23 protein-coding genes are annotated in these 23,513 nt (G+C 37.9%); 8 read left to right on the top strand and 15 right to left on the bottom strand.

Annotated elements, in window-relative coordinates:
• Positions 1–87 precede the first annotated feature (87 nt).
• The 3 genes from CYTFE_RS27770 to CYTFE_RS0122505 all read left to right on the top strand — a co-directional run bounded on the left by CYTFE_RS27770 (position 88) and on the right by CYTFE_RS0122505 (position 3,609).
• A complete protein-coding gene (locus CYTFE_RS27770) occupies positions 88–1,434 on the top strand; it encodes a TolC family protein (protein ID WP_044263007.1) in 1,347 nt (448 codons plus the stop codon).
• A 315-nt stretch (positions 1,435–1,749) separates the two neighbouring features.
• Entirely contained in the window at positions 1,750–2,814 is a 1,065-nt protein-coding gene (locus CYTFE_RS27765; RefSeq protein ID WP_044211739.1) for a sensor histidine kinase, read from the top strand.
• Between the two features lie 18 nt (positions 2,815–2,832).
• Positions 2,833–3,609 carry a LytR/AlgR family response regulator transcription factor gene (locus CYTFE_RS0122505; RefSeq protein WP_027473668.1) on the top strand — a complete coding sequence of 259 codons (777 nt, stop codon included), beginning with the start codon at positions 2,833–2,835 and terminating at the stop codon, positions 3,607–3,609.
• On the opposite strand, the gene CYTFE_RS0122500 is transcribed toward CYTFE_RS0122505, so the two are convergent.
• Positions 3,606–3,986 carry an arsenate reductase family protein gene (locus tag CYTFE_RS0122500; RefSeq protein WP_027473667.1) on the bottom strand — a complete coding sequence of 127 codons (381 nt, stop codon included), beginning with the start codon at positions 3,984–3,986 and terminating at the stop codon, positions 3,606–3,608. The two genes, CYTFE_RS0122505 and CYTFE_RS0122500, sit on opposite strands and share 4 nt — an antisense overlap.
• A gap of 313 nt (positions 3,987–4,299) precedes the next feature.
• On the opposite strand from CYTFE_RS0122500, the gene CYTFE_RS0122495 reads away from it, so the two are divergent.
• Positions 4,300–4,581: a hypothetical protein gene (locus CYTFE_RS0122495; protein ID WP_027473666.1), complete on the top strand. Its 282-nt coding sequence runs from the start codon at positions 4,300–4,302 to the stop codon at positions 4,579–4,581.
• 50 nt (positions 4,582–4,631) lie between these two features.
• Here the strand turns inward: CYTFE_RS0122495 and dinB are convergent, their stop codons facing one another.
• Positions 4,632–5,699, bottom strand: a complete 1,068-nt coding sequence (gene dinB, locus CYTFE_RS0122490; protein WP_027473665.1) for a DNA polymerase IV — start codon at positions 5,697–5,699, stop codon at positions 4,632–4,634.
• A gap of 122 nt (positions 5,700–5,821) precedes the next feature.
• Here dinB and mnmD point away from each other — a divergent pair, with 122 nt between their 5' ends.
• Positions 5,822–6,481: a tRNA (5-methylaminomethyl-2-thiouridine)(34)-methyltransferase MnmD gene (gene mnmD, locus CYTFE_RS0122485; protein ID WP_027473664.1), complete on the top strand. Its 660-nt coding sequence runs from the start codon at positions 5,822–5,824 to the stop codon at positions 6,479–6,481.
• A gap of 44 nt (positions 6,482–6,525) precedes the next feature.
• Here the strand turns inward: mnmD and CYTFE_RS0122480 are convergent, their stop codons facing one another.
• Together CYTFE_RS0122480 and CYTFE_RS27760 are read right to left on the bottom strand one after the other, a co-directional pair.
• Positions 6,526–6,831, bottom strand: a complete 306-nt coding sequence (locus CYTFE_RS0122480; RefSeq protein ID WP_027473663.1) for an FtsB family cell division protein — start codon at positions 6,829–6,831, stop codon at positions 6,526–6,528.
• Between the two features lie 56 nt (positions 6,832–6,887).
• Positions 6,888–8,030 (bottom strand): CapA family protein, encoded by a 1,143-nt coding sequence (locus CYTFE_RS27760; protein WP_044263005.1) that lies wholly within the window; start codon positions 8,028–8,030, stop codon positions 6,888–6,890.
• Between the two features lie 133 nt (positions 8,031–8,163).
• Between CYTFE_RS27760 and CYTFE_RS0122470 the strand changes: the two genes are divergently transcribed.
• A complete protein-coding gene (locus CYTFE_RS0122470) occupies positions 8,164–9,984 on the top strand; it encodes an AMP-dependent synthetase/ligase (protein WP_027473662.1) in 1,821 nt (606 codons plus the stop codon).
• An 81-nt stretch (positions 9,985–10,065) separates the two neighbouring features.
• Here CYTFE_RS0122470 and CYTFE_RS0122465 read toward each other — a convergent pair whose 3' ends face one another.
• The 11 genes from CYTFE_RS0122465 to CYTFE_RS0122410 all read right to left on the bottom strand — a co-directional run bounded on the left by CYTFE_RS0122465 (position 10,066) and on the right by CYTFE_RS0122410 (position 22,258).
• Positions 10,066–11,784: an OmpL47-type beta-barrel domain-containing protein gene (locus tag CYTFE_RS0122465; RefSeq protein WP_027473661.1), complete on the bottom strand. Its 1,719-nt coding sequence runs from the start codon at positions 11,782–11,784 to the stop codon at positions 10,066–10,068.
• Between the two features lie 127 nt (positions 11,785–11,911).
• Entirely contained in the window at positions 11,912–13,780 is a 1,869-nt protein-coding gene (locus tag CYTFE_RS0122460) for a tetratricopeptide repeat protein (protein WP_161636201.1), read from the bottom strand.
• A gap of 246 nt (positions 13,781–14,026) precedes the next feature.
• Entirely contained in the window at positions 14,027–15,052 is a 1,026-nt protein-coding gene (locus tag CYTFE_RS27755) for a potassium channel family protein (protein ID WP_044211733.1), read from the bottom strand.
• Between the two features lie 38 nt (positions 15,053–15,090).
• Complete coding sequence (gene speD / locus CYTFE_RS27750; RefSeq protein ID WP_044211731.1) at positions 15,091–15,453, bottom strand: S-adenosylmethionine decarboxylase; 363 nt, start codon at positions 15,451–15,453, stop codon at positions 15,091–15,093.
• A gap of 13 nt (positions 15,454–15,466) precedes the next feature.
• Positions 15,467–17,035 carry a polyamine aminopropyltransferase gene (locus CYTFE_RS0122445; RefSeq protein WP_200871167.1) on the bottom strand — a complete coding sequence of 523 codons (1,569 nt, stop codon included), beginning with the start codon at positions 17,033–17,035 and terminating at the stop codon, positions 15,467–15,469.
• Positions 17,026–17,901: a DUF350 domain-containing protein gene (locus CYTFE_RS0122440; protein ID WP_027473658.1), complete on the bottom strand. Its 876-nt coding sequence runs from the start codon at positions 17,899–17,901 to the stop codon at positions 17,026–17,028. Before CYTFE_RS0122440 ends, CYTFE_RS0122445 begins: the two co-directional genes overlap by 10 nt.
• Positions 17,902–17,932: 31 nt before the next feature.
• Positions 17,933–18,763 (bottom strand): hypothetical protein, encoded by an 831-nt coding sequence (locus CYTFE_RS0122435; protein WP_052343377.1) that lies wholly within the window; start codon positions 18,761–18,763, stop codon positions 17,933–17,935.
• Between the two features lie 40 nt (positions 18,764–18,803).
• Complete coding sequence (locus tag CYTFE_RS0122430; RefSeq protein ID WP_027473656.1) at positions 18,804–19,346, bottom strand: DUF4178 domain-containing protein; 543 nt, start codon at positions 19,344–19,346, stop codon at positions 18,804–18,806.
• Positions 19,347–19,373: 27 nt separating this feature from the next.
• A complete protein-coding gene (locus tag CYTFE_RS0122425; protein WP_027473655.1) occupies positions 19,374–20,075 on the bottom strand; it encodes a PspA/IM30 family protein in 702 nt (233 codons plus the stop codon).
• Between the two features lie 12 nt (positions 20,076–20,087).
• Positions 20,088–20,483, bottom strand: coding sequence for a YbjN domain-containing protein (locus CYTFE_RS0122420; protein WP_027473654.1), 396 nt, complete (start codon positions 20,481–20,483; stop codon positions 20,088–20,090).
• Positions 20,484–20,791: 308 nt separating this feature from the next.
• Positions 20,792–22,258, bottom strand: coding sequence for a sodium:solute symporter (locus CYTFE_RS0122410; protein ID WP_027473653.1), 1,467 nt, complete (start codon positions 22,256–22,258; stop codon positions 20,792–20,794).
• A 150-nt stretch (positions 22,259–22,408) separates the two neighbouring features.
• Between CYTFE_RS0122410 and recR the strand changes: the two genes are divergently transcribed.
• Both recR and CYTFE_RS0122400 read left to right on the top strand, forming a co-directional pair.
• The gene (gene recR, locus CYTFE_RS0122405) at positions 22,409–23,029 is read left to right on the top strand and encodes a recombination mediator RecR (RefSeq protein ID WP_027473652.1); all 621 of its coding nucleotides are present in this window, start codon (positions 22,409–22,411) and stop codon (positions 23,027–23,029) included.
• Positions 23,030–23,500 carry a hypothetical protein gene (locus tag CYTFE_RS0122400; protein WP_027473651.1) on the top strand — a complete coding sequence of 157 codons (471 nt, stop codon included), beginning with the start codon at positions 23,030–23,032 and terminating at the stop codon, positions 23,498–23,500. It begins immediately after the preceding gene.
• Positions 23,501–23,513: the final 13 nt, after the last annotated feature.

Here is a 23,513-nt window from a genome sequence, read left to right as displayed (position 1 = left end):
TATTTGATGATCCATATAACGCGCAAACAGACGGCACAAATTTATTGGAGAGTAGCATCGAATACACTTAAATAATAAATTTCAGACATGAAATACTATATAAAAACATGGATAATTTGCTTCGGATGGATCGTTTCTGCACTATCTATCCAGGCACAAAAAAAGCCTTTAAACCTTGAAGAAACCCGCAACCTGGCGCTGGAGTTCAACAAGTCACTGAAAGTATCGGCCTTACAAAAAGTAGAAGCCGAGGCGCAAAAGAAGGAAGCCTTCACCAATTATTTACCTCGCATTGACGCCAGCGGTTCTGCTTCTCTCATGCCCACCTTAGAAAATATTGGGATCCCCGGATTTCAATTACCTACAGGGCCAGAAGCAGGGGCTGGAGCAAGCAATGCCTATTTTCCGGGAATGACCCTTGAAACAGAAAAACTATCCATACTTGAAGCAGGCGTAACAGCTCAGCAAGCTATATACGCCGGTGGCCAAGTGCGTTTAGGAAACAAGATGGCCAGCACCGGAGTAGAAATCAGTGAGCAAGCCTACCAATTGAAGGAAGCCGAAGTGATATTAAACACCGATCAGGCCTATTGGCAATTGGCTGCGATGAATGAGACGGTGAAGCTAGCAGAGAAGTATGTACAAATGCTCGACAGCCTCGAAGACCAACTAAAAGATATGTATGAGTTAAGCCTTGTACCTAAAAGTGAAAAACTAAGGGTAACGGTTCAAAAAAACGATGCAGAACTAAAACTATTAAAGGCTCGCAATGGCTACCGTATCATGCAAATGAATCTTTGTCGGATAATAGGTTTACCACTAAGTACCGATATCGAAATAACCGAAAAGGTAAATCAGAACCCCATTTTACCAGATATGTCTAACAGTACTGAAAAAGCACTCGCTGGCCGCCAGGAACTAAAAATACTGGATGGACAGGCGCAGCTATCTGATTATCAAAAAAAGATGGTCAATGCTGCTTTTCTTCCCCAACTGGGAGCACAAGTAGCCTACCAATACAGTCAGTATGGCGATTTATATGACGATGGTCTGGTGACATTGGGAGCATCCTTATCGATACCCATATTCCACTGGGGCGAAAAAAAACATAAAAAATCGGCAGCACAAGCCCGCATAGAACAAGCTCAACTTAATCTGAGCGATTCGCAAGAGTTAGTTCAGCTAGAAGTACAACAGGTGATGATTCAATTACAAGAAGGATACGAATCAATACTATGGGCACAAAAAAACAAACAAGAAGCACAAGAGAGTCTGGAAGAAACACAAGCCAGCTATGAAGTAGGTCTGAATACGACAACAGATCTGCTCAATGCACAAGCCTCGTGGCAAGACGCTTACTCTCAGGAAATTAAAGCATTAGCAAACTTTCAAGTACTAAAAACCAGGTATCAAAAAGCATTAGGTTTGTTATAAATACTCCGACGGTGCGGTATGGAAGCGCTGCCACTGGCCCACCCTATATCAAACCAGAAACTCGGTTTATGTATTTATTAATGTAATTATTATGTGTTTAGTGTCCCGACTTTGGTGCGTTCGTAACTTTAGTTATCAAGCATCTTAGTCGGGAACAATTTATCAAAGATGAGACTATTAGAACAAGAACAAAGGTTGCCTGTAAAAAAACATACAAAAGTGTGTTAACAATTAGGTTTTAAAATGCAATGTAAATATCTTTTCATAATTACTAGATTTTTTGCAGGCGACCTTTTACATTTAACAAATGAATAAATGAGAAAGCTAAAAAACATAGACGACAAATGTAAACATTGGCGGAAATTGCATAAGGACAGCACCTTTGTTAGTTTCCGAAAAAGACTTGTGTTTGTGTTATTAATGGCTTCCTCTTTTTATTACATTGTACATGAGCTTATTTTAAAAGAAAAACACCTACACTGGACAGGCTATTTGTTTAGTCTTTTCATGTTTTTTATTTTCACAGAAACAGTATTATTATTTGATCGTTTAATTGCAAAAAGATATCCTTGGCACACGGAGGTTAAAAAAAGAACCCTCCTGCTACTAAGTTTCTCCTTGGGCTGGATGATTTTCATGGAGCGTATCGTTCCACATGTGGAACCCATTTTCGTAGTAAACCTCATCGACGATCCGGAAACACATAACTTAGCATTGGCTTTTGGAATCTTATATATGATTATTTACGTCATCCTTATTATTGCCCACAACTTTCATAAAAGTTTAGAGTATTTCATGGTAGAAAATGAAAAACTCAAACAAGATAAAATACTGACCGACTACAAGGCCTTACAAGATCAGGTGAACCCCCATTTTTTATTCAATAATTTGAGCACACTGATCGCCATTATTAGAACTGATAAGGACAAAGCCATTACCTTTGCAGAAAATTTTACGGATGTATACCGCTACTTGTTAATTGGAGCCGGACATGCAGCCATTCCTCTCAAAGATGAATTAAAATTTTTAAATGCCTACACCACACTCCACATTGCTAGAATTGGCGAAGGATTAAAAGTCCATGTAGATGTTCCCGATGAGGTGCAAAACAAAAGACTCCCTCACCTCAGCTTACAGGTTTTGGTAGAAAACGCCATTAAGCACAATATTACATCCCGTTCCAAACCTTTGTCCATCCATATAGGAATGGATGGACAAAAACTATTTGTAAAGAACAACAAGCAAATAAAAGAATCGACCTATTCAACAAAAACAGGCTTGTCGAACTTAGGTAAACGCTTAAAAATTTTAACAGACGAAGAATACAAGATCATAGAAGATGACCATTTCTTTAAAGTAGAAATACCCTTGATTGATTAATCATATAAATTTAAAACAATGGCATTCAATACAATAATCGTAGAAGACGAGATGCACACAGCTAGGATGCTGGAAAGCATGATCAAAGAACTAAGACCAGAATGGAAAGTTTTAGACATTTTTGACAGTATATCTGAAACTGTTGAATGGCTCCAAAACAATGAACATCCTAACCTTATATTTTTAGATATTCAACTGGCAGACGGACTAAGTTTTTCAATTTTTGACAAAGTAGAGGTCAAGAGTGCCATTATCTTCACCACAGCCTATGATGAGTATGCTGTAAAAGCTTTTAAACTAAACAGTATTGATTACATTCTAAAACCGGTTAAGGAAGAATCCTTATTGGCAGCCATCAAAAAGATGGAAAATGTAATGCAGCTTTTCGAAAACGAAAACCAAATAAACATCAATTATGCCGAACTGGTTAAAGGCATAAAAGAAGGAGAAGCCAAATACCGAAAACGCTTCCTGGTATCCAAACGTGATGCTTTCTTTGCCGTCCCGGTCGAAGATGTTGCCTACATCTATTTTGAAGCCAAAACCACCTATGCGGTCACCTTCGACAAAAAACAACATATGATCAACTTCACCCTCGACAAACTAGAAGAAGAACTGGATCCGGCCGTTTTTATCAGAGCCAACAGGCAAGCTATCGTCAACCTAAAAGCCATTCATTCGCTTGAAAATTATTTTGGCGGTAAATTAGTAGTAAAACTTTTACCTCAGTTCGACGAGAAATTTGTGGTCAGCAGGGCTAAGGCTTCTGTATTTAAAGAATGGCTCGACAGTTAATGGGAAGAAAGCGAATGCTTTTTATGAACCTGCATAAATGCACTTAATTCATTAATAACCTTACGACTATTCCCAATAAATATCTGGTTATCGATTATAAAAACAGGGCGCTTTAAAAAAGTATATTCTTCAAGTATTAGCTCACGCATCTTATCTTCGCTCAATTCCTGAGAATGTAGTCCCAACTCTCGATATTTTCGTGCTTGCTTATTAAAAATACTTTGATAACTACCCGCAAGTGCAAAAATATCATCCAATTGCTCTTTGCTTAGTGGCTCATTTTTTATATCCTGAAATATGAAATCATTATCGGGCTCAACCTCCTTAATTATCCTGCGACAGGTAGAACAGGTTGATAAATAATACACTTTCTTCATGTGTTTAAATATTATTGATGATGACAATACTAACAATGCGCAAGTTCTTTTTATACGCTGGATATTTGAAGTTATCATTCGATGGTGTAACCTATTCAAATCATCCGATAGCACATCTTAACGCAATAATGCTAAAATAACAATTATCATGCTCAAATACTGAAATATAGGGTTAAGGGGATGTTTAATTTTACGAACATGTTTAATTCTCTGATTAATCCATCAAGCATTTTACAGATTCCATTAGACATCGCTTGACGCCTGCAAAATATAATGTATATTGCATCATTATTATACCATAAAATATAAGATCATGGCAAATATTAGAGAACTAAAAAAAGACATCAATTATCTGGCTTCAGAAATTGTAACACAAGGTTATTTGAAGCTTACACTTATGAATACTGTTAAGGAAGAAGATATTACTCCTATACTTACTGAGGCAATCAGAATGCGGAATGAATTCATAGCGAGAACCAATCACCCCGACGGTAAAAACAACCGTAAACTGGTAAAGAAATATTACAACAAATTGCGAACAGACCTAATGTCTAAGTCGCTAGAGTTACTGGACCAAATACAGGCGGTTCAATAAATAAACATCCACTTTTCCAGATTATCACACTTTGGAAAAGTGGATTTTTATCAATCAAAGTCTATTGTCAATTGCACAGGGTCATTATGACTCTGCTCACCCTCCATGTTAGATACACTTAGGCCCATTAAGCGAACTTTCTTCTGAAACTCCACTTCGTCCATTAGCTGTATTGCCATATTAGACAATCCTTCTAATGTTTCTATCCGATGCAAAACCGTTTTACTACGGGTAAGTTGTTTAAAATCATTGAACTTTATTTTCAGGGTCATTGTTCTCCCATACTTTTTTGATGAATGCACTCGCTCCCACAAACCTTCTATGAGGAGCTCCAATTGTTTTTGTCGTTCCACGGCCGTTTCCAAATCATGTACAAAGGTATTTTCAATACCCACGGACTTTCTGATTCTATTGGGAACCACCGGACGATCATCAACCCCTCTGGAGATAGAATAATAGAAGTTACCCACTTTCCCAAAATGTTTCACCAACCCATTTAAACTCCAGGCTTGCAAATCCTTACCCGTAAATATGCCCAGTCTATTCATTTTCTCAGCAGTTTTTTTACCTACCCCAAAAAAATCCTTGATAGACAATTTTTCAATAAAGGGCAGTACTTCATCCGGCTTAATCACAAACAATCCATTAGGCTTATCCTGATCTGAAGCTATCTTAGCCAAAAACTTATTAACACTGATACCGGCCGAAGCAGTCAACTGCGTTTTCTCAAACACTTGTTGTTTAATTTCACGGGCAATGATAGTGGCCGATTTATGATTTTTTTTATTGGTGGTTACATCCAGAAAGGCCTCATCAATACTCAATGGTTCCACCAGGTCAGTATATTGATGTAAAATATCCATCACCTGTGCCGAAACTGCTTTGTACACATCAAAGCGATGGGGCTGAAATATCAGGTGCGGACACCTTTTAAGGGCCGTCTGAGATGGCATCGCCGACTTTACGCCATACTTACGCGCCTCATAACTGGCAGCTGCAATCACGCCTCGCATCGAAGGGCTTCCCACCACCACAGGCTTACCTTTTAAGGCTGGAAAATCGCGCTGCTCCACAGAAGCAAAAAACGCATCCATATCAACATGAATAATCTTTCGCATCTCTTTTCGTTCTCTTTCTATAGTTAGCTCTCATCCACATATATCCCGTAAAAATAGTTTTTTACTTCATAACGATGGTAAAAGAATCCCTTTTCCTAAATTTGTCGTTGAATAATACTTTTATGAGCAAAACAGAGATCATCACATCCAAAGACGGTTCTCATACACTATTTGTACCAGAACTGAACGAACATTACCACTCTACCAATGGAGCTGTTCAAGAATCAATACACGTATTTATAGAGGCGGGCTTACACCAGATATCATGCCGCAAAATAAACATCCTTGAATTTGGGTTTGGAACAGGATTAAATGCCTTTTTAACGGCTATACATAAAAAAGATCATGAAATCCATTACCATTCATTAGAAAAATACCCCTTAGATCAAAAACTGCTTAGCCAACTTAACTACGGTAATTTTTTTGAGGGCAAACACAAGGAGCTATTTGAACAGCTTCATCTATCCAAATGGGAAAAAGAAAACAGAATAGAGGATAACTTTTACCTCAACAAACAAAAAGTTGATTTTAAAAAGGTTATCCTCCAACAGCAATACCACTTGATTTATTTTGATGCTTTTGCTCCGGAGATTCAACCTAAATTATGGACCAAAGAAATATTTAAAAAAGCTTATCAAGCGTTGCTTCCCGGTGGCATCCTGACCACTTATTGCGCAAAAGGCATTGTGCGCAGAACCATGCAAGACATTGGATTTAACGTAGAAAGACTGGCTGGACCTCCAGGTAAAAGAGAGATGATACGAGCTACTAAGCCACAATAAAAATTTAAAAACATGAAGGACTGTATACACAAGATATACTGTCCTTAATCTTCTTTTTCAATCACCACAAAAATATCTTCGTTTTTCTTTTTCATCAGATACTGCTCACGGGCAAACTTCTCCAGACTTTCCGGACTTTCTTTTATTTCACTAAGCTTACGTTCGTTTTGTTCTATCTCTACCTCGTAGTGGTGCTTTTGTTTCTCTAACTGATTGATCCTAGATGACAATTTGGCCCTGTCCCAAAGGTTATTCTGATCAAAGAAAGTTACCCAAACACCAAATACCACTAATGAAAGGATATACTTATTTTTTAACAAGGGTGGCAGGTTGATAACTGGTAATTTCATAATCGTTCTGTTTTAGGCAAAGATAATTAAATCAATTGGGGTATCTACAAAATATTTTACGGTTGGCCGACTCCAGATAACAGCGGCGAATTCTTCACCCATCCTGGTAAATTCTTATCAAAGAAATACTCTTTTATTTTAATATTATTCTTATAAATATTCCGAGCCTCTTGACCATATTTTATTAGGCGTTTATGTGCCTTGGCATCCATAAACTGTGCATCCTGTTCAAAAGCAGTAACAGGCAATACCATAAACTCCTTTTTACCATTTATGATGGGGGTATAAACCCAGGTCAAGTAATAACCGGCATCACTTACTTCAGTTTTATCGCCAATCTTTGTCAGTTCCAAACGAACCATCACCCCTCCATCCCGGGGAGCTGTCCGCTGATTAGAAATAAAGTTACCCAAGGAGTAAACCACAAAATGATCTTCTTCATATTCAATAGGCTGTACTACGTGAGGGTGCGAACCAATCACCACATCCACCCCGTTCTCTTTAAAAACCTGATTAAACATCTTCTGTTCTTTATTGGCTTGTGTTTGATATTCCAATCCCCAATGTACAAAGGCAATGATCTTATCCGGCCGAAGTTTTTTCGCCTTTTCTATATCTGCCACTACAACATCCTTCTCCAAAAAATTCACCACATTGGGTTTACTCACAGGTATTCCATTGGTTCCATAAGTATAGTTAATAAGAGCAATTTTAATTCCGTTTTTACGCAATAACATAGGATTATTACGTTCATTATCCGACTGATTTTTAAATGTGCCCGTATGCGGAATAGCAAGGCTATCCAACACATCAATGGTTCTTTCCAGGCCTTTTCTTCGTCTGTCAACACAGTGATTATTAGCCGTTACCATAGCATTAACACCTGCATCTTTCATGGCAATAGCCAGTGCATCGGGAGAACTAAATTGTGGATACCCTTTAAATGGAGGCCCTGCCAATGTCACCTCCAAATTAGCGATGGTAAAATCAGCTTCCTCAAAAATATTACGTACATACTTAAAACAACCTTCATAACTGTATTGCTTGGTCTCTGGAACAAAGGCACTTTTTATTTGCGTACCATGTCCCATCACGTCTCCCACAAAAACAAGCGATACAGATGCCGCCTCTTGCGCATACAGAAGACCATTACTAACAATAAAAACGATAAATACTACAAGCCATTTTTTTAATGCCATCACGATTTCTTTTATTCAAATAAATGCTAAATTGCACCCCTTTAATGCAACATCGAAAAGTAATAAATGATTTTGGTTACACAAATTTTATATGCCCCAATAGCTCATTTGTTTGAAAAATAGTAATAATAAGATGATTTTTGAGAGAACCTTTGATATTTTAAAACACCTAAAAAAAACCAAGCCTCAAAATCAAATCCTTTGTTCAAAGAGCAATGGTCATTGGTATAAATCCAATGCAAAAGAATATTACGACAATGCCAAAAAGTTTGCTTTGGGTCTTTTAAGCATGGGATTTGAGCCGGGAGACAAAATTGCCACCGTTTCAAACAACCGCCCCGAATGGAACTTTGTTGACATGGGCATGGCTATGATAGGCGTCATTCATGTTCCCGTGTATCCTACCATCAGCGAAGAAGAATTCGAACATATTTTCAAGCACTCAGAAGTTCGTATGGCCATTGTCTCTGACACGTCCCTCTACAATAGAATCAAACCCATCACCAATAAAGTGGGTACGGTTCAAGAAGTACTTACCTTTAACGATGTTGAAGGAGCCCGTTGCTGGAGTGTTATTTCTCAAGCAGGGGCAGATCAAAAAACAAAGTACAATGCTCGTTATAAAGAAATTCAAAAAAACATTACACCAGAAGATGTAGCAACAATTATTTACACCTCAGGAACAACCGGCTTACCCAAAGGAGTAATGCTTACTCACAGTAATCTGATGAGTAATATGCAAGGCGTTTGGGATTTGTTTGAGCTAAACGAAGACACCAGAGTCCTAAGTTTTTTACCTTTGTGTCACGTATATGAACGCTTGGTCAACTATCTCTTTCAAGCCAAGGGCTGCACTATTTATTACGCAGAAAACCTGGGTACTATTGCAGCCGACATGGCTTCCGTAAAAGCCAATGCCTTTGCTACGGTTCCGCGAGTAATTGAACGCATCTATGATAAAATCGTTTCAAAGGGAGAAGACTTATCAGGCATTAAAAAAATCATCTTCTTTTGGGCCATGCGCCTAGGTGAACGATACAGCAAGGAAAACAATAACAACCTACTATATAGCTGGAAACTCAAGATAGCACGTAAGCTCGTCTTTAGTAAGTGGCAAGAATCTTTTGGTGGCCATCTGCATTTTGTAATCTCGGGTGGTGCAGCTCTTCAACCTCGATTAAGCAGACTCTTTTTTGCTGCTGGCATTCACTTAATGGAAGGTTATGGACTAACCGAAACATCTCCAGTTATTGCCACCAATTACTCAAAAACTCCAGGCAATTTAATGATAGGAACGGTAGGACCTATTATGAAAAATATTGAAGTTCGCATAGATGAAGATGGTGAGATACTTACCAAAGGACCCTGTGTGATGAAAGGTTATTACAAAGCTCCTAAACTTACCGCCGAGGTAATTGATAAAGATGGGTGGTTCCACACAGGAGATGTGGGGGAGATTATCAACGGCAGATTTTTAAAAATTACCGATAGAAAAAAAGAGATGTTCAAAACATCCAGCGGAAAATACATCGCCCCTCAAGCCATTGAAAACTTAATGAAAGAATCCATATTCATTGAGCAAGCCATGGTTGTTGGTGAAAGCGAGAAATATGCCAGCGCCCTAATTTCTCCCAATTTCGACCACCTGCACTCCTTTGCGCACGAACATAAAATACACTACCGCGACAACAAAGAACTAATTAAAAATCAAATGGTTCTAAAAACCTATCAAAAAGAAGTGAACCATGCAAACAAACAATTGGGACAACACGAACAAATCAAACGCTTTCGAGTAGTTTGTGAACCGTGGACTGCACCTACGGGTGAACTGTCAGCCACCTTAAAGCTGAAACGAAGGGTTTTATATAATAAGTATGCCGACTTATTACGTAAAATATATGCCTACGATGCCCATGAAGAAAACAAAGGATCCATCAGTTTTAATGGTGAATAAACAGACTATCAGATACCCTACACATCTCACACATAATTAACCAACCTAATCACCTTCACTTGATGGCAGACTAAAATATGATTACAATGAATTGGTTTTAAAATTAATCACTATCTCCGATTTATTATTAACCTTATCTTCTGCCACAATCTTTAACTCCACATCTACATTCTTTTTGAATCCGGTAATTTTATTATCATAAACCTGAAAAGCTTGTCCGTTTATGGAATAAGAAATTCGATGACATTCTGTTCCGGCATCTGTTCCGGCTAAAAAGATAGAAGTATAAGATGGATACACGGGTATTTGGTTGATCGTATCCATTGGAGAGGCCGAATAAGTTACAAAAATATCGGAAGGTACATTATCGACCGTACATTCAAAATGCTCCACATTCCGATTATTCACATTATCATAACCTACAATTGTAATTTTATGCAACCCATCCTCTTCAATATTCAATGGTTTAATATAATCCAATTCCTCACTTCCATCAATTCTATATTTAATTTGTTTCAACCCCGATTCCCGATCTGATGCTTGGAGAACGACATCCGTTTTCGCTGAAATATAATGCATGTTTCCCTTTTTAAAATGGGCTCCTTTTAGCACATAGTTTAAATCCGGCCCTGTCAAATCCACATAAACAATACCAACCACATGCTTATATTCCGAATATTTCTTATCGTTATCAACATTATCTCGGGCAAAATACTTCACAATATGTTTACCTGTTTTGCCGGGCAAATAAAAAGGATCCGTATAAGCTCCAAACTCATCATTATCTATTGCATACAAGACGTCCTTAATACCAGACTTATTATCTACAGCGGTCAACTTCAACTTCGTTCGTCCCGAATAATAAACCTTGTCGCCCACTATAAATTTATCTCCTAAAACATCCGCCGAAACAATCGGAGCCGTTTTATCCAGATAAAACTTCAGCTGTTCTTTTGCGGCTTTATTATTGACCATATCCACAGAATAATAGCTTAAAGTATGGTGTCCATCAGCCAATTGCGCTACATCAAAATCACTACCACTATAGACTTTCCATACGTCCTCATCAAAACAATAATAAGTATGTGCCACACCAGACAAACTATCGGAGGATGTAAGGTACAAGCGGGTGCTGGTTGAAATAATTTGATTCTTGGCTATTCCCACGATATGATAATAGGTTTTGGGCGGCGTTAAATCCAGCGTAAACCGATATTGCTTCGTTGCTTCAGTATTTCCCACACGATCTGTAGCATAATATTGCAATAAATAATCTCCTTCTTGCAACACCTCTAAATCATCCACGAAACCACTAAAAGGCTCTTTATTTTTAGAGATATAAATACGCTTCAAACCCGACATCTCATCCCTTGCCTCCAAGGAAAGAACCAGACCAGCGCCAAAAAACAGACGATCCTTACCCTTATAAATAGGGGCATCATTAGGTCTAACGTAGGTCTTTGGGGCTCTTCCATCCGCATATATGGTAAAAGCATCCAACGTTTTCCCCTGATGCCCATCCATATGTCTGAGTTTATGTTTGCCATGCCCATCCATATAAATCGCCTTTCGCTCATTCATCACATCTCCCTGATCAGAAGGAGCCAATTTTTTCCCCTCACTATCTAAATCATGCGAAATTGATAAGAAAACAGGAAGATCTGCCTGCATATAATAGCGATTCAAGCTATCCACATAAAATGTAGGATCTGGAACAATAGGTTTCTGAGCCACAACAGACTCCAACAAACAGCACATAGCCATTAAAAATAAAGCACTAGAAGAGGTAAGTTTTTTCATATGTTCAATTTTTTTTCAATGCCATATGGAACGCACCAGACTTAGTCACCTATGGGAGTAAGACCAATGTTCCTATAACACTCTCAAAATAACATCATCACTTGCATATCCATTGTGACGAACAGATTCACATCATAACTTCATGTATAGGTTGCCAATTAACACCTATCAACAGAACATCATCTGTTTGTGTTTGCCGCCCTTTCCAATCGTTAAAGGTCTTACTGATCAAGGCTTTTTGTTCGGCCCCTGTTTTCGTATAAATTCTAAGCAGAAGCGACCTCAATCGCGAGCGCATAAACTTCTTATCATCACTTTCATTAAACTGATCCACTATACCATCAGAAAAAGCATAAATCGATGTGGGCAGTGAAATATCCACCTGGTACTTAGTGAATCTCTTAGTTTTAAAATGAGACGCTCCATAACTACCTATTGAACAACGATCACCCTTTAGCACCTTCAATTTCTTATCCTGTATGTAGTATAGATTGTGCTTTGCCCCAGAAAAATACATCTGTTTATTTTTTTCGTCAATACACAGTAAGGAAATATCCATACCATCACTACTCACCATATTAACATTCTCATTTAAAGCCTTGTTAACACCAATACTTAACTGCTCCAGTATAGCATCTACCTCATGAATACCACTATTGGTTATCTGATTAATTAAATTAATACCTAACATAGACATCAGAGCTCCCGGCACACCATGACCTGTACAATCGGCCACTGCCAACATCGCATATCCATTCACCTTTTTGAACCAGTAAAAATCACCACTTACAATATCCTTGGGCCTAAAGAATATAAAGGCGTCTTTAAACAATGCACTGATATCACTTTTTTTTCCAAGAACAGCCTGCTGTATCAACTTGGCATAGTTGATACTACTGGTAATATGCTCGTTCCTTAAACTGATGATGTTGTAATACCTTTCCAGTTCTTTTTGTTGTTCTAGAATTTCATGGTGTTGACGATTTATTTCGGCATTCTGCTTACTAAGTACCTTATTAGATTTTCGCTTTTGCTGATGAAAATAAAACAAAAGAAGTAACAAAGTCAAAACAGTCAATACCAGAATTGACAATACACGAACAAATATCTCTTCTCTTTTTAACTTTTCTGTACTCTGAGAAATTTTTAGGTCTTTCAGTTGTAGATAATTATTGATCAAAGCATTGGCCAACTCACTTTTAGAATGTTCCAGCATCAATTGGTTGTACACCGTATCCTTTTGCGTCAATAATTTTTTCTGTTCTGCCAATTTTTGTTGCGCATTGATCAACTCTAATTCTTTGATTCTTTTTTGGGAGGCAAGGTTCTGCGCTTTCAGTTCTGCTTCACGGGCCTTTTCCAGCACATCCTGCCTTTTGCTACGCTCCACTAGTTCATGAAATGTACGATACAGGTTATAATAAGCTATCATTTTTTCGCCATCCCCCTGTTTTTCATATGTTTCAGCCAGCATACCATAACAACTTTTCATCTGGTCGGCATCACTATTTTCGGTGGCTAACAAAAGGGCATCTTCAAGATTCTCTATAGATTCAGCATAGCGCTCCAACTTATTCAGAACCACCGATGCATTGATATGTGCAGAAATTAAACCATTGGTCTCTTTTAGTTTTTTTCGGATAGAAATAGCCGTATTAAAATACTTTAACGAAGTTTCATAATCTTGCAGATCGGCATGAATCATTCCTAAATTACAGGATATCGCCCCGATTCCACTTTCGTTACCTATCTCTGAATTTAACTTAATCGACCTAATATAATATTCAATAGCCTTATAATAATCCTTCTTATTCCAATATCCTTCAGCAACAGCATTGATATATCTGGTTGCTTCCTTGATATCTCCCAAAGCAATATTTTCCTCTGCCTTGCTAAAATAAGCTTCAACATTTATCTCCTCCCCATTGGCATCATAAATGGCATCTTGGGCATCCGCATATTGCAACAAATGAGTAAACAAGACAAGAAAAAACAAGAAATAAGTTCTTGACTTACTTGGCCACGGGCAACTAACAATTCTGTTAAATAACACAAACGACATAAGCTCAGGGTTTCACTTGCATCATTGCTACAATGCTAAAGCTATTAATAGATTGACTATTACAATTTAGTGAAATTATTTATCAAAATGCAAATAAAAATCCCTTAGTTGCATTCAATTTATCCCTGCAGAAACCGATCCCTGCATAAAGACAACCATCAACACCTCAAAATTCGAATATCAGAATCCTTCCCTGACCGCAAATATTTTTTCCAACCTAGCCTTATCACTCCCTCTTGAGATAACAATCAGATAATTATCCGGTGCAATGAGCTGATCATCGGCCGGGTTCTTTATTAGTTTACCATCTACCACCAAACCAATCAAAATAATATTTAATTCCCTTTTCATATTAACAAAAGCATCCAAATACCTTTGTCCCACATAGGGATTAGTATCCCCTACTTTAAACTGTCGTATATCCTGATCATAATCATCAACTCCTGTGGAAATAAGGTCCGCGGTAAATTCAGCCACGTGTGGCTCAAACAAAAAGCTGGCCACCATCCTTGAAGCTACTTCGTGGCGGGCGACTACATGATTAACCCCTGTGTTCTCCAAGGTTGCTTTCAATTCCGGATTTGTACAGTTAATCACAATATTTAAACGAGGGAATTCCTTCTTAATATTCAACACAAAAACCAGTGTTTCAGTATCTTCCTTAAAATTAATAAAAACAGCTTTACTCTTGGTGATATTAATCTTTTTGTAGGCCTCCATATTTTTGTAGTCAGCAAACAAAGCAAAGCTATGATCACTTTCATACAAATCATTGAACAACTCCAAATCATTTTTAGAATTGGTCACCAAGGCAATTTTATGACCTGCATTGTATATCTGATCGGCCACCTGATGGGCAAATATATTCCAACCAATGATCACAAAATGATCCTCGAAGGTTGTCCCAAAATACCCGGTTTTCTTTTTATCCATATAAATATTTATTCTGTATGTAACTTCACCTATTAAATACCCGAGTATACCCATACTTCCCAGGATAATAAACAACCCAAGCACCTTTCCTACTGTTGTCACTGGATAAAAATCGCCATAGCCAACGGTAGTCAGGGTAACAACCGTATACCATACTGCATCTGTTAAAGATTTTATATTGGCATTCGGAGCTGATTTCTCTATAAGCGCAATAATATAAATAAGGATAACGTAAACAACAACACCTAAGTATAATAGCTTTTTATTTTTCATACAACAGAATCATCAATCAGATACATAAAGCCATTGATTTAACTATATTGTGTATTTGGCTCACTACACTTAATCTCATCATCCCAAGTGACCTTCACCAAAGCCTCTTTCACCAATTCTTTAAACCGAAAGGCCTTTTCTTTATTACAACTAGATAACTCAACATAACACCAGCCACTGTTGGTAAAAGTATGTATAGCTAAATGCGACTCCGCCAACAACCAAAAAGCAGAAAAACCATTTACCGGAAATTGATGCGAAGAGTAATCCAGCACGTTAAATCCAGCCCTAGACAGAATATCTGAAAAAATCTTTTGTAATTGACTCTCATCCACCAAAACAACCCAAGCTTTTAAATTGAATATTTGAGGCGGAAGGTGTTTATGTTGTATCTCTTTCATACTGTTTCAATCATTAATACAAATCCCAATTACCCTTTAAATAATACCTGTAAAGTACTGGATCCTGAATTTTATTTACCTGAACAGAATCACTTTGACCGGGATAAATATTTTTTCCAAAGGAAGTTATTAACTGCATGGCTTCATGATCGATCCAACGTGTTTCAATATCTTTAAAACGCAAGGATTGAAGTGCTTTTTTCAATGGATAAGCCCCATCTGTCTTAACACCTAGACTCCACCCCCATTCACCTAGGGTAATCACTTGATTATGCAGAGCTATGGTATTAAAACCGGCACTCTCCATCGTTTTAATAATACATTTAAAAGCTTTGGTTGCAAAATAAGGACTTCCTGCTTGCGTAATGATAACCCCGCCAGGTCTGAGATGTTTATACGCCGTTCTGTAAAATTCTTCCGAATACAGTCTTCCCAACTCCACCGTTCGCGGATCAGGAAGGTCAATGATCACTACATCGTAAAAGGCAGTATCCTCGTTCAAAAACACAAAGCCATCCTTATTCAGTATTTCCACTTTTTTATTTGATAGTGCTCCCTTATTAAGTTCTGTCAACAATGGATATTCCATTCCCAACTTAGTCATAGCAGGATCAAGATCCACCAAGGTAATTTTGTCAGTCGTCTGATACTTTAATATCTCCCGAACAGCACATCCATCTCCCCCTCCAAACACTAAAACATCTTTGGGGAGAGGATGCAAACTCATAGCCGGATGAACCAAGGGTTCGTGATACATCATTTCATCCATCGTACACAGCTGTTGGTTCCCATTCAAATAAAGCCAAAAATCCTTTTTCCACTGCGTAATTACAATTCTTTGATATCTTGTTTGCTCAGCATAAACAACCTTGTCTTTATATTTTCTTTGCTCGCCATATTTAATAATCGGATCCGCCATAAAAGCTCCACCTATAATGATAATAGATATAAAGACGATGGCCACGTTAAAATATTTCTTGAATCCGGAATCAATATACTTTTTTAAGAATATATATACCCCAATAGCCACACTAAAGTTGACCAGCCCCAAAACAAAAGGAGTATAATTAATACCTAAAAAGGGAATACCAATAAAAGCAAAAAAAACACCACCTAACAGACTCCCATAATAATCGTTTTCCAGTACTTTTGAGATATTTACCCTTAAATCATCATATTGATCATTAATACGGGTAACCAATGGAATCTCCATACCAATAAGAATACCAATCGTTATGCTACAGGAATAAATAAGGATAGACAGCGATTGCATGTAAGCTGAAGCGGTATAAACAATCAGCGGCACAAAGGAGACAACCAGTGAAAGAATAAACTCCAACATTAAAAACTTCTCCGTCAGGCGACTCTCAAACGACTTACTTATGCGGCTTCCTAATCCCATAGAAAACATCATAGTAGACACAATGAGGGCCCATTGCACGGTAGAATCACCCAAAAAATAGCTTGCCAGCGTCGAAAGAAGATACTCTGCTACGATTCCACTGAATCCGGTAGCAAAAATAGCCGCCATCAATATGGCGGAATACCTGTTTTTTACTTTAAACATTACAACTACAAACACCAGGTTATCAACACAGAACCACCTATATAGGCAAACGCTTCAATAATGGCTGCCCCCACATTGGGATGTTCCTGATTTACAATTTCATCCGTCAAACGCTGGCCGGGTAACAATATTTTATCTGTTAAAAAGCGCATTACAGGCAATAAAATAATACCCAATACCAATTCAAAGCCTGCTTCGGTAAAAGTAGGTATCCACCCTTCAAAATCACCGGCCACACCATGACGAATTAGGTTAGCAATGGCAATTAAAGCTCCGGCAAAGCCCACTCCAACAGCTACGTTATCCTTCTCTATTTCATCATGAACATCATAAGGCGTAATCCCCTGATAAACAGCAGCAGCAACAATCAAAGCCAATTGTCCTACAAACCAAAAAACAATAGCCGTTAAAATACCATGACCTAGGCCTCCCATTTCTGTTTCACCACTAACGGCACCAAAAATAATGAGTCCTGATGCGATGGAAACAGCACCCTCAATAACTCCGGTACCTGAATTACGGTCTTCTATAATTTCTTTTATGACTGAAAATTTACGCAGGATAATTTTATCATTAAACCAAATAGAAACATTCAGCAAAATAATAGCCAGCACACCATATATAAGAATATCTATAACATCCTGTACCAAACCATTTGAGGGACCCACTATAGCACTTCCAATAGCCAATAACAGACCTATAAAATAACCCACATGTGCAAAAGCAAAGGCCAGGTTATCCTTTTCAACCAATTCTTCCTTAACACTAAATCCTTTATGCACCCATTGGTAAACTAATTTCCCTAAAAAAAATATAACGAAGCCGATTGCGATATAAGCAATCGCTTCGTAAAGTATTGTTGAAATATCTGACAAATTCATATGTATTTATTTTCGAGGTTTCGCTTATTCTTTATTTACCAAATCCACCACTACGGCTTCGTGATGATGAGCCACTGTATCTTGAAGAACTACGAGATGTTCTTGCACTACTTCCTGAGTAACGTGAGCCGGATGAATAACTACGGGATTTACTTGCGCTGGTAGAACGCGACACGGAACTACGAACCTGATTCTTAAATGATGACGATTTAGAACCCCATGTAGTACTCTTTCCACTTCTAGAGGTATACGATTTTGTTCCGTAAACACTGCTTCCTTTAGGACCATAATAAGGACGTGAGCCATAGTATCCTCCACGATGATAATCGTTGTAATAAGAACGCCGTGCCGGATAAGTCATCAAATTAAACATAGATGACATAAAAGCATATTGACCATAAAACTCCCAGAAGGAATAGCCATCTCTTTGGCGCCAATGACCATATTTTTCGTTGCCGATATAATTACTATATCCTGCAGGAGCTGCCACTTTAGATACTTTACCATCCTTCTTGCTGACAATCTCCATACCCATATTATCAACATTAATGGCAAAGAAAGATTCAGGAACCTCTGTCCAATCTGTTTGATTAGCTAATACGGTATCCGCTTTTTCTACAATAATGTTATATTTATGAAAGTATTTCCCGCTTCTCGAATCCATATCGAGTAATATAATCGAAAAATTATTTTCAGACGAGAGATCTCGCACCAGATCGTCCACCGGAGACTTCTCCCAACTTTGAGCTGTTTGTGTTAATGCATTTGTATAAGGTTGTGTCGACTTTCGGATATTACAGGTTTTCAATACGAAAAAGCCGATAATAACGACGATAATGACTTTAGCAATTCCATTGTTCATAAGAATGAATATTATACATTAAAAATAAATGTAATAAAACTTAGTTAGAGGCTGGTAATATATTTGAAATTTCAAATTCCTGCAAGATAATGCCTACCGAAGCTTCAAATTCTTTATCTCCCCATTGTTCTATGGTCAGAATATGTTTACCTTCTTTATCCACAAAATCCCAGGATCTAAACTCTTCCCAACTATCACCTTTCGCGATATCATGAAAATAACCAGGAGCCTCTTTTTCTAATAGATAGCTTACTCCGTTATAGTTTATTGTTTGTGGCGGCTTTTGACGCTCCATCAAACTACTCATCAAATCCACACCCAAAGTTCTGATCTTCACTTTCTCTGACAGACTGATCTCCAGTTCATCATCTTCTTCAATAGCCAGATAACGAGTCAGAGCCCCATTGCTTACTTTAAACTCACGCGTGAAATAATCATCTCCCCAGTCGTATTCATAGATGGCCTGCACCTCCCATGTAGAGAGATCATACTCAAAAACAAAACCAACATCCAGGTCTTGTACCCGGATGTTGGTGCTATCGTAATGAGGTTCTTTTTTCTTAAAAATATCAAAGATACCCATATTCGCTTATTATTGCATTATAAAAAACTACTGTTGTTTAAGCCTGGCTTTTAACTCCTCCAGTGAATTAGTGGCTTTCACACTATTCTCTGAAAGCACATCATCAATTTCATCATCAATACTTCGGCTATCCATTGCAATCTCACCATAAGCTTCGCTCATAGCTTCTTGCTGTGCCACTTTCTCCTTCATTTTCTCCAGCATAGAAACAGTACCTGTACTATCAATGCCACTCAATTGCTTATTGATTTTCTGAGTTGCAGAGCTCACCCTTGCACGTGCTTTCAAAGTACGCAGCTCATTTTCATAACTCACAATCGTACTTTTAAGTTTTTTAATATTTTTATCCAAAGAAGCAATATTCGTTTCAAAACGATCCACTTCTGTTTGAGCCCTGGAAGCCTCAGCAACAGCCTCTTCTTTCCGGGTTAAAGCTTCTGTTGCCAACCTATCGGCCTCTGCAGGATCCAACTCTCCTTTTTCTGTCTTCTGAATCAATAAGATAGCCTTTTGTTCATAATTCTTAGCCATCTCTTTATTGGTCATCAGATCCTTTTTACTACGAATAGCCATTGCCTTCACTTCGGCCAAGGCTTGCAGACTTTTATCCAAATCTTTTTTTAAATCCCGGATACCCTGTTCTGTCATTTTTATTGGATCTTCCAGTTTATCCACTACTGCATGGGCTTCTGCTTGCCCTACTTTAAATATCCTATTGAAAATTCCCATTTTTTTTTCGTTTTAAGCTTTTGAAAATTCGATTAACTCAGCGGAGTACTCCGACAACACTAGCTTCAATGAGTTCAATGATGCTTCCAACTCATTTAAATCCAGATTCTCCAACTGAAGGGTGTCGCGAAAAATAACTCTTTTACCTGTTTCGTCCAATGCAAAAGCACCGTGAACCACTTCGCGGTTTTTCATCAATAAAGATTTGAAAATATCTGCTGACCCAGCATTCATTTCAAATAAAAGACCTTCGATTATCACAATGCTGTCCTCGCAATCAATCACCACATTGCTGATACCATCTTCCTCTTTTTCGATGACAACAAGCTCTTCCGCTGCATCCTCAGTAACAATGCGGTATTCCAAATCCATAAGGTAATCTTTTACCCTGTTAAAATATTCACTCATAGCAATTTTTGTTTGAATGATAAGTTGATAAAATTAAAAAACTGATTTACTTCACCAAAAACTTCGTATATGCGCACATCCTTTTGAGATTGATATGTAAACTGCATCAAAAATTATTTTTGGTTTTGTTTGAAAGACAAGCGTAGCACAATATTAATAAAAAAAAATGAATCGATAAATAACTAAGTGATTTTTTATTGCATAAAATGAGCCATAATAAAGTATTTCCCACACAGGGAAATGATTAAGTTCGCCGAGTTTCTTATGTCAAATTTAAACATATCATTTGTTTGTGGTATGCAAAAAAACTAGCCAAGCCTATGCCCATTGAACATTTTATACTCACAAATACTCAGCAGTCCAATAAACATCAGGAGCCCATTCAGTACCAACTTTTCGAAGCCCAATTGAAAGCCAAACCAATCAACGGAGTGATAGTCCAGCAATCCGGTAACCAGGGGAGCCGTAATAGCTACCCAAGGCACCCAATAATCCTTGACCTTTATCTTTGAAAACAATCCAAAAGCATACAATCCCAACAAAGGACCATAGGTATATCCTGCTATGGTAAACACAGTGCTTATAATACTATCTTCTTTGAGTGCTCTAAATATCAGTATCACAAGTATCAACAATACCGAAAAAGTAAGATGCACCAAAATGCGGGTTCTTTTGGATAGGTTTTCACCGTGGTTTGATGAACCCATTATATCCACCGTAAAGGAAGTCGTTAAAGAGGTCAAAGCCGAATCGGCGCTACTATATGCTGCCGCTACCAAACCAATAATAAAAAAGACCCCTACCACTGCCGGCAATGCTCCACTATTTACAATCATAGGAAAGAGGTCGTCGGAGCGTTCAGGTAAGGCCAGCCCCTCACGCTGAGCAAAGACATACAACAACACGCCCAACGACAAAAAAAGTACATTAGTAGGAATAAAAGCAAAGCCATACCATTTCATATTTTTTTGGGCTTCTTTCAAATTTTTACAGGACAGATTCTTTTGCATCATATCCTGATCCAGCCCGGTCATCACAATAGTAATAAAAGCACCACTGATAAACTGCTTTAAAAAATGCTGTTTCGAACTCCAATCATCCCATACAAAAACCCGAGAAAGCTCACTCTGACTAATTAGTTCAACTACCCCACTTACATTTAAATTCATTGACTTCGCAATATAGACAATGGTAATAACAACAGATGTAAGCATAAAAACAGTCTGCAAGGTATCTGTCCATATAATAGTTTTTACACCTCCTCGGTAGGTATAAAGCCATATAAGAGCAATCGTAATAATAACGGTAATAGCAAAAGGAATACCCAGGGCATTAAACAAACTAATTTGCAGCACATTGGCCATCAAATACAACCTAGCTGAAGCACCTATGGTACGCGAAATCAAAAATAACCAGGCCCCTGTTTTATAACTTCTTTTCCCAAAGCGTTGTTCCAGATAAGTATAGATGGAGGTCAGGTTCAGACGATAATAAACAGGAAGCAACACATGTGCTATAATCAAGTAACCTAAGAAATACCCTCCCACCATCTGAAGATAAGTGAACTGGGTATTATTAACCCACCCGGGCACTGAGATAAAAGTGACCCCCGATAGACTAGCCCCTATCATTCCAATAGAAACAATATACCACGGAGATTGACGATTGCCGCGAAAAAAATTCTCATTATCGGATTTTCTGCCTGTGATATACGAAATTACCATCAATATGATAAAATAAAGTAAGACTAGCAGACTGGTATGTAGTGGGGTCATAAAATTATTTTTAAACGATAGCAAATATATAAAAATAAAGATATTCTGATAATTTCAAACTTAGCTCCATTACTATTGTTCAAATAACTATATAATCATTTCTACCTAGATATTTTTTTTAACTTTGAACGATTTTAATGGTTGGCAATAATGAATTCTGATAGTTATCCCTCGCAAATACTCGCAAACGCCGTCAGGGAGTTTGCTCAACTACCGGGAGTAGGTAAAAAAACAGCACTCCGTTTGGTACTATATCTGTTGAAACAGGAAAAAAACGATGTGTTTCGCTTTGCTGATTCATTGCGTAAGTTACGCGAAGAAATTGTCTATTGTAAATCCTGTTATAATATTTCAGACACAGAGGTTTGCCAAATTTGCGCCAGCCCTAAACGTGACCACTCAACCGTTTGTGTTGTTGAAAATATCAAAGATGTGATGGCTGTAGAAAACACACAACAATATTTTGGTATTTATCACGTTCTGGGTGGTGTGATATCGCCCATGGATGGAATCGGTCCGGACGACATTACCGTGAACCCTTTGCTTGAAAAAGTAAAAGCCGGTCAAATAAAAGAACTGATTTTTGCCCTGCCAACAACCATGGAAGGAGATACAACAAATTTTTATCTTTACCGTAAATTTAGTGATACCAACATAAAAATTACGACATTGGCTCGCGGAGTTTCCATAGGCGATGAATTGGAATACACCGATGAGGTGACACTGGGGCGCTCCCTGATAAACCGTTTACCTTTTGAAAAGACACTATAAATGGATACAAACATCAAAAAGAAATTCAAAGAATTAAATATAATTTACATGCTAATCCTCGGTTCCATGTCAATGGCAGCCGTGTTAACCATGTATCTGGTATTTAAAACAGGAGGCATTCATATTTTTGAACCTGATTCATTAAATATGATTAAATCACTTGTCATTATCGCTTTATTAGTAGGCATTCCGGTCAGCCACATTTTTTATCACAAAAAGATTAAACACATCAACGAATCACTCAAGCTAGCACAAAAGATAGCGATGTTTAGGGTGGCTTTTATTGTCCGCATCGTCATGCTTGAAGGCATTGGCTTGCTATCGACAATAGGATACCTGGTAACAGCCGACAAATCATTTTTATATATGTTTGGAGTCGTGTTTATCCTTTTTATCATTCATGCACCTACCCGCCAACGTATCAGTAGCGATCTGGCCTTGAGTGAAGAAGATAAAGAAGCACTAAATTAATCACATAGCAAAC

Origin of the sequence: Saccharicrinis fermentans DSM 9555 = JCM 21142 (assembly GCF_000517085.1) — a bacterium.
In the GTDB taxonomy this organism is placed as follows: domain Bacteria; phylum Bacteroidota; class Bacteroidia; order Bacteroidales; family Marinilabiliaceae; genus Saccharicrinis; species Saccharicrinis fermentans.
The sequence above is the reverse complement of the archived record's forward strand: the minus strand, read 5'-3'. Positions and strand labels throughout refer to the sequence as shown.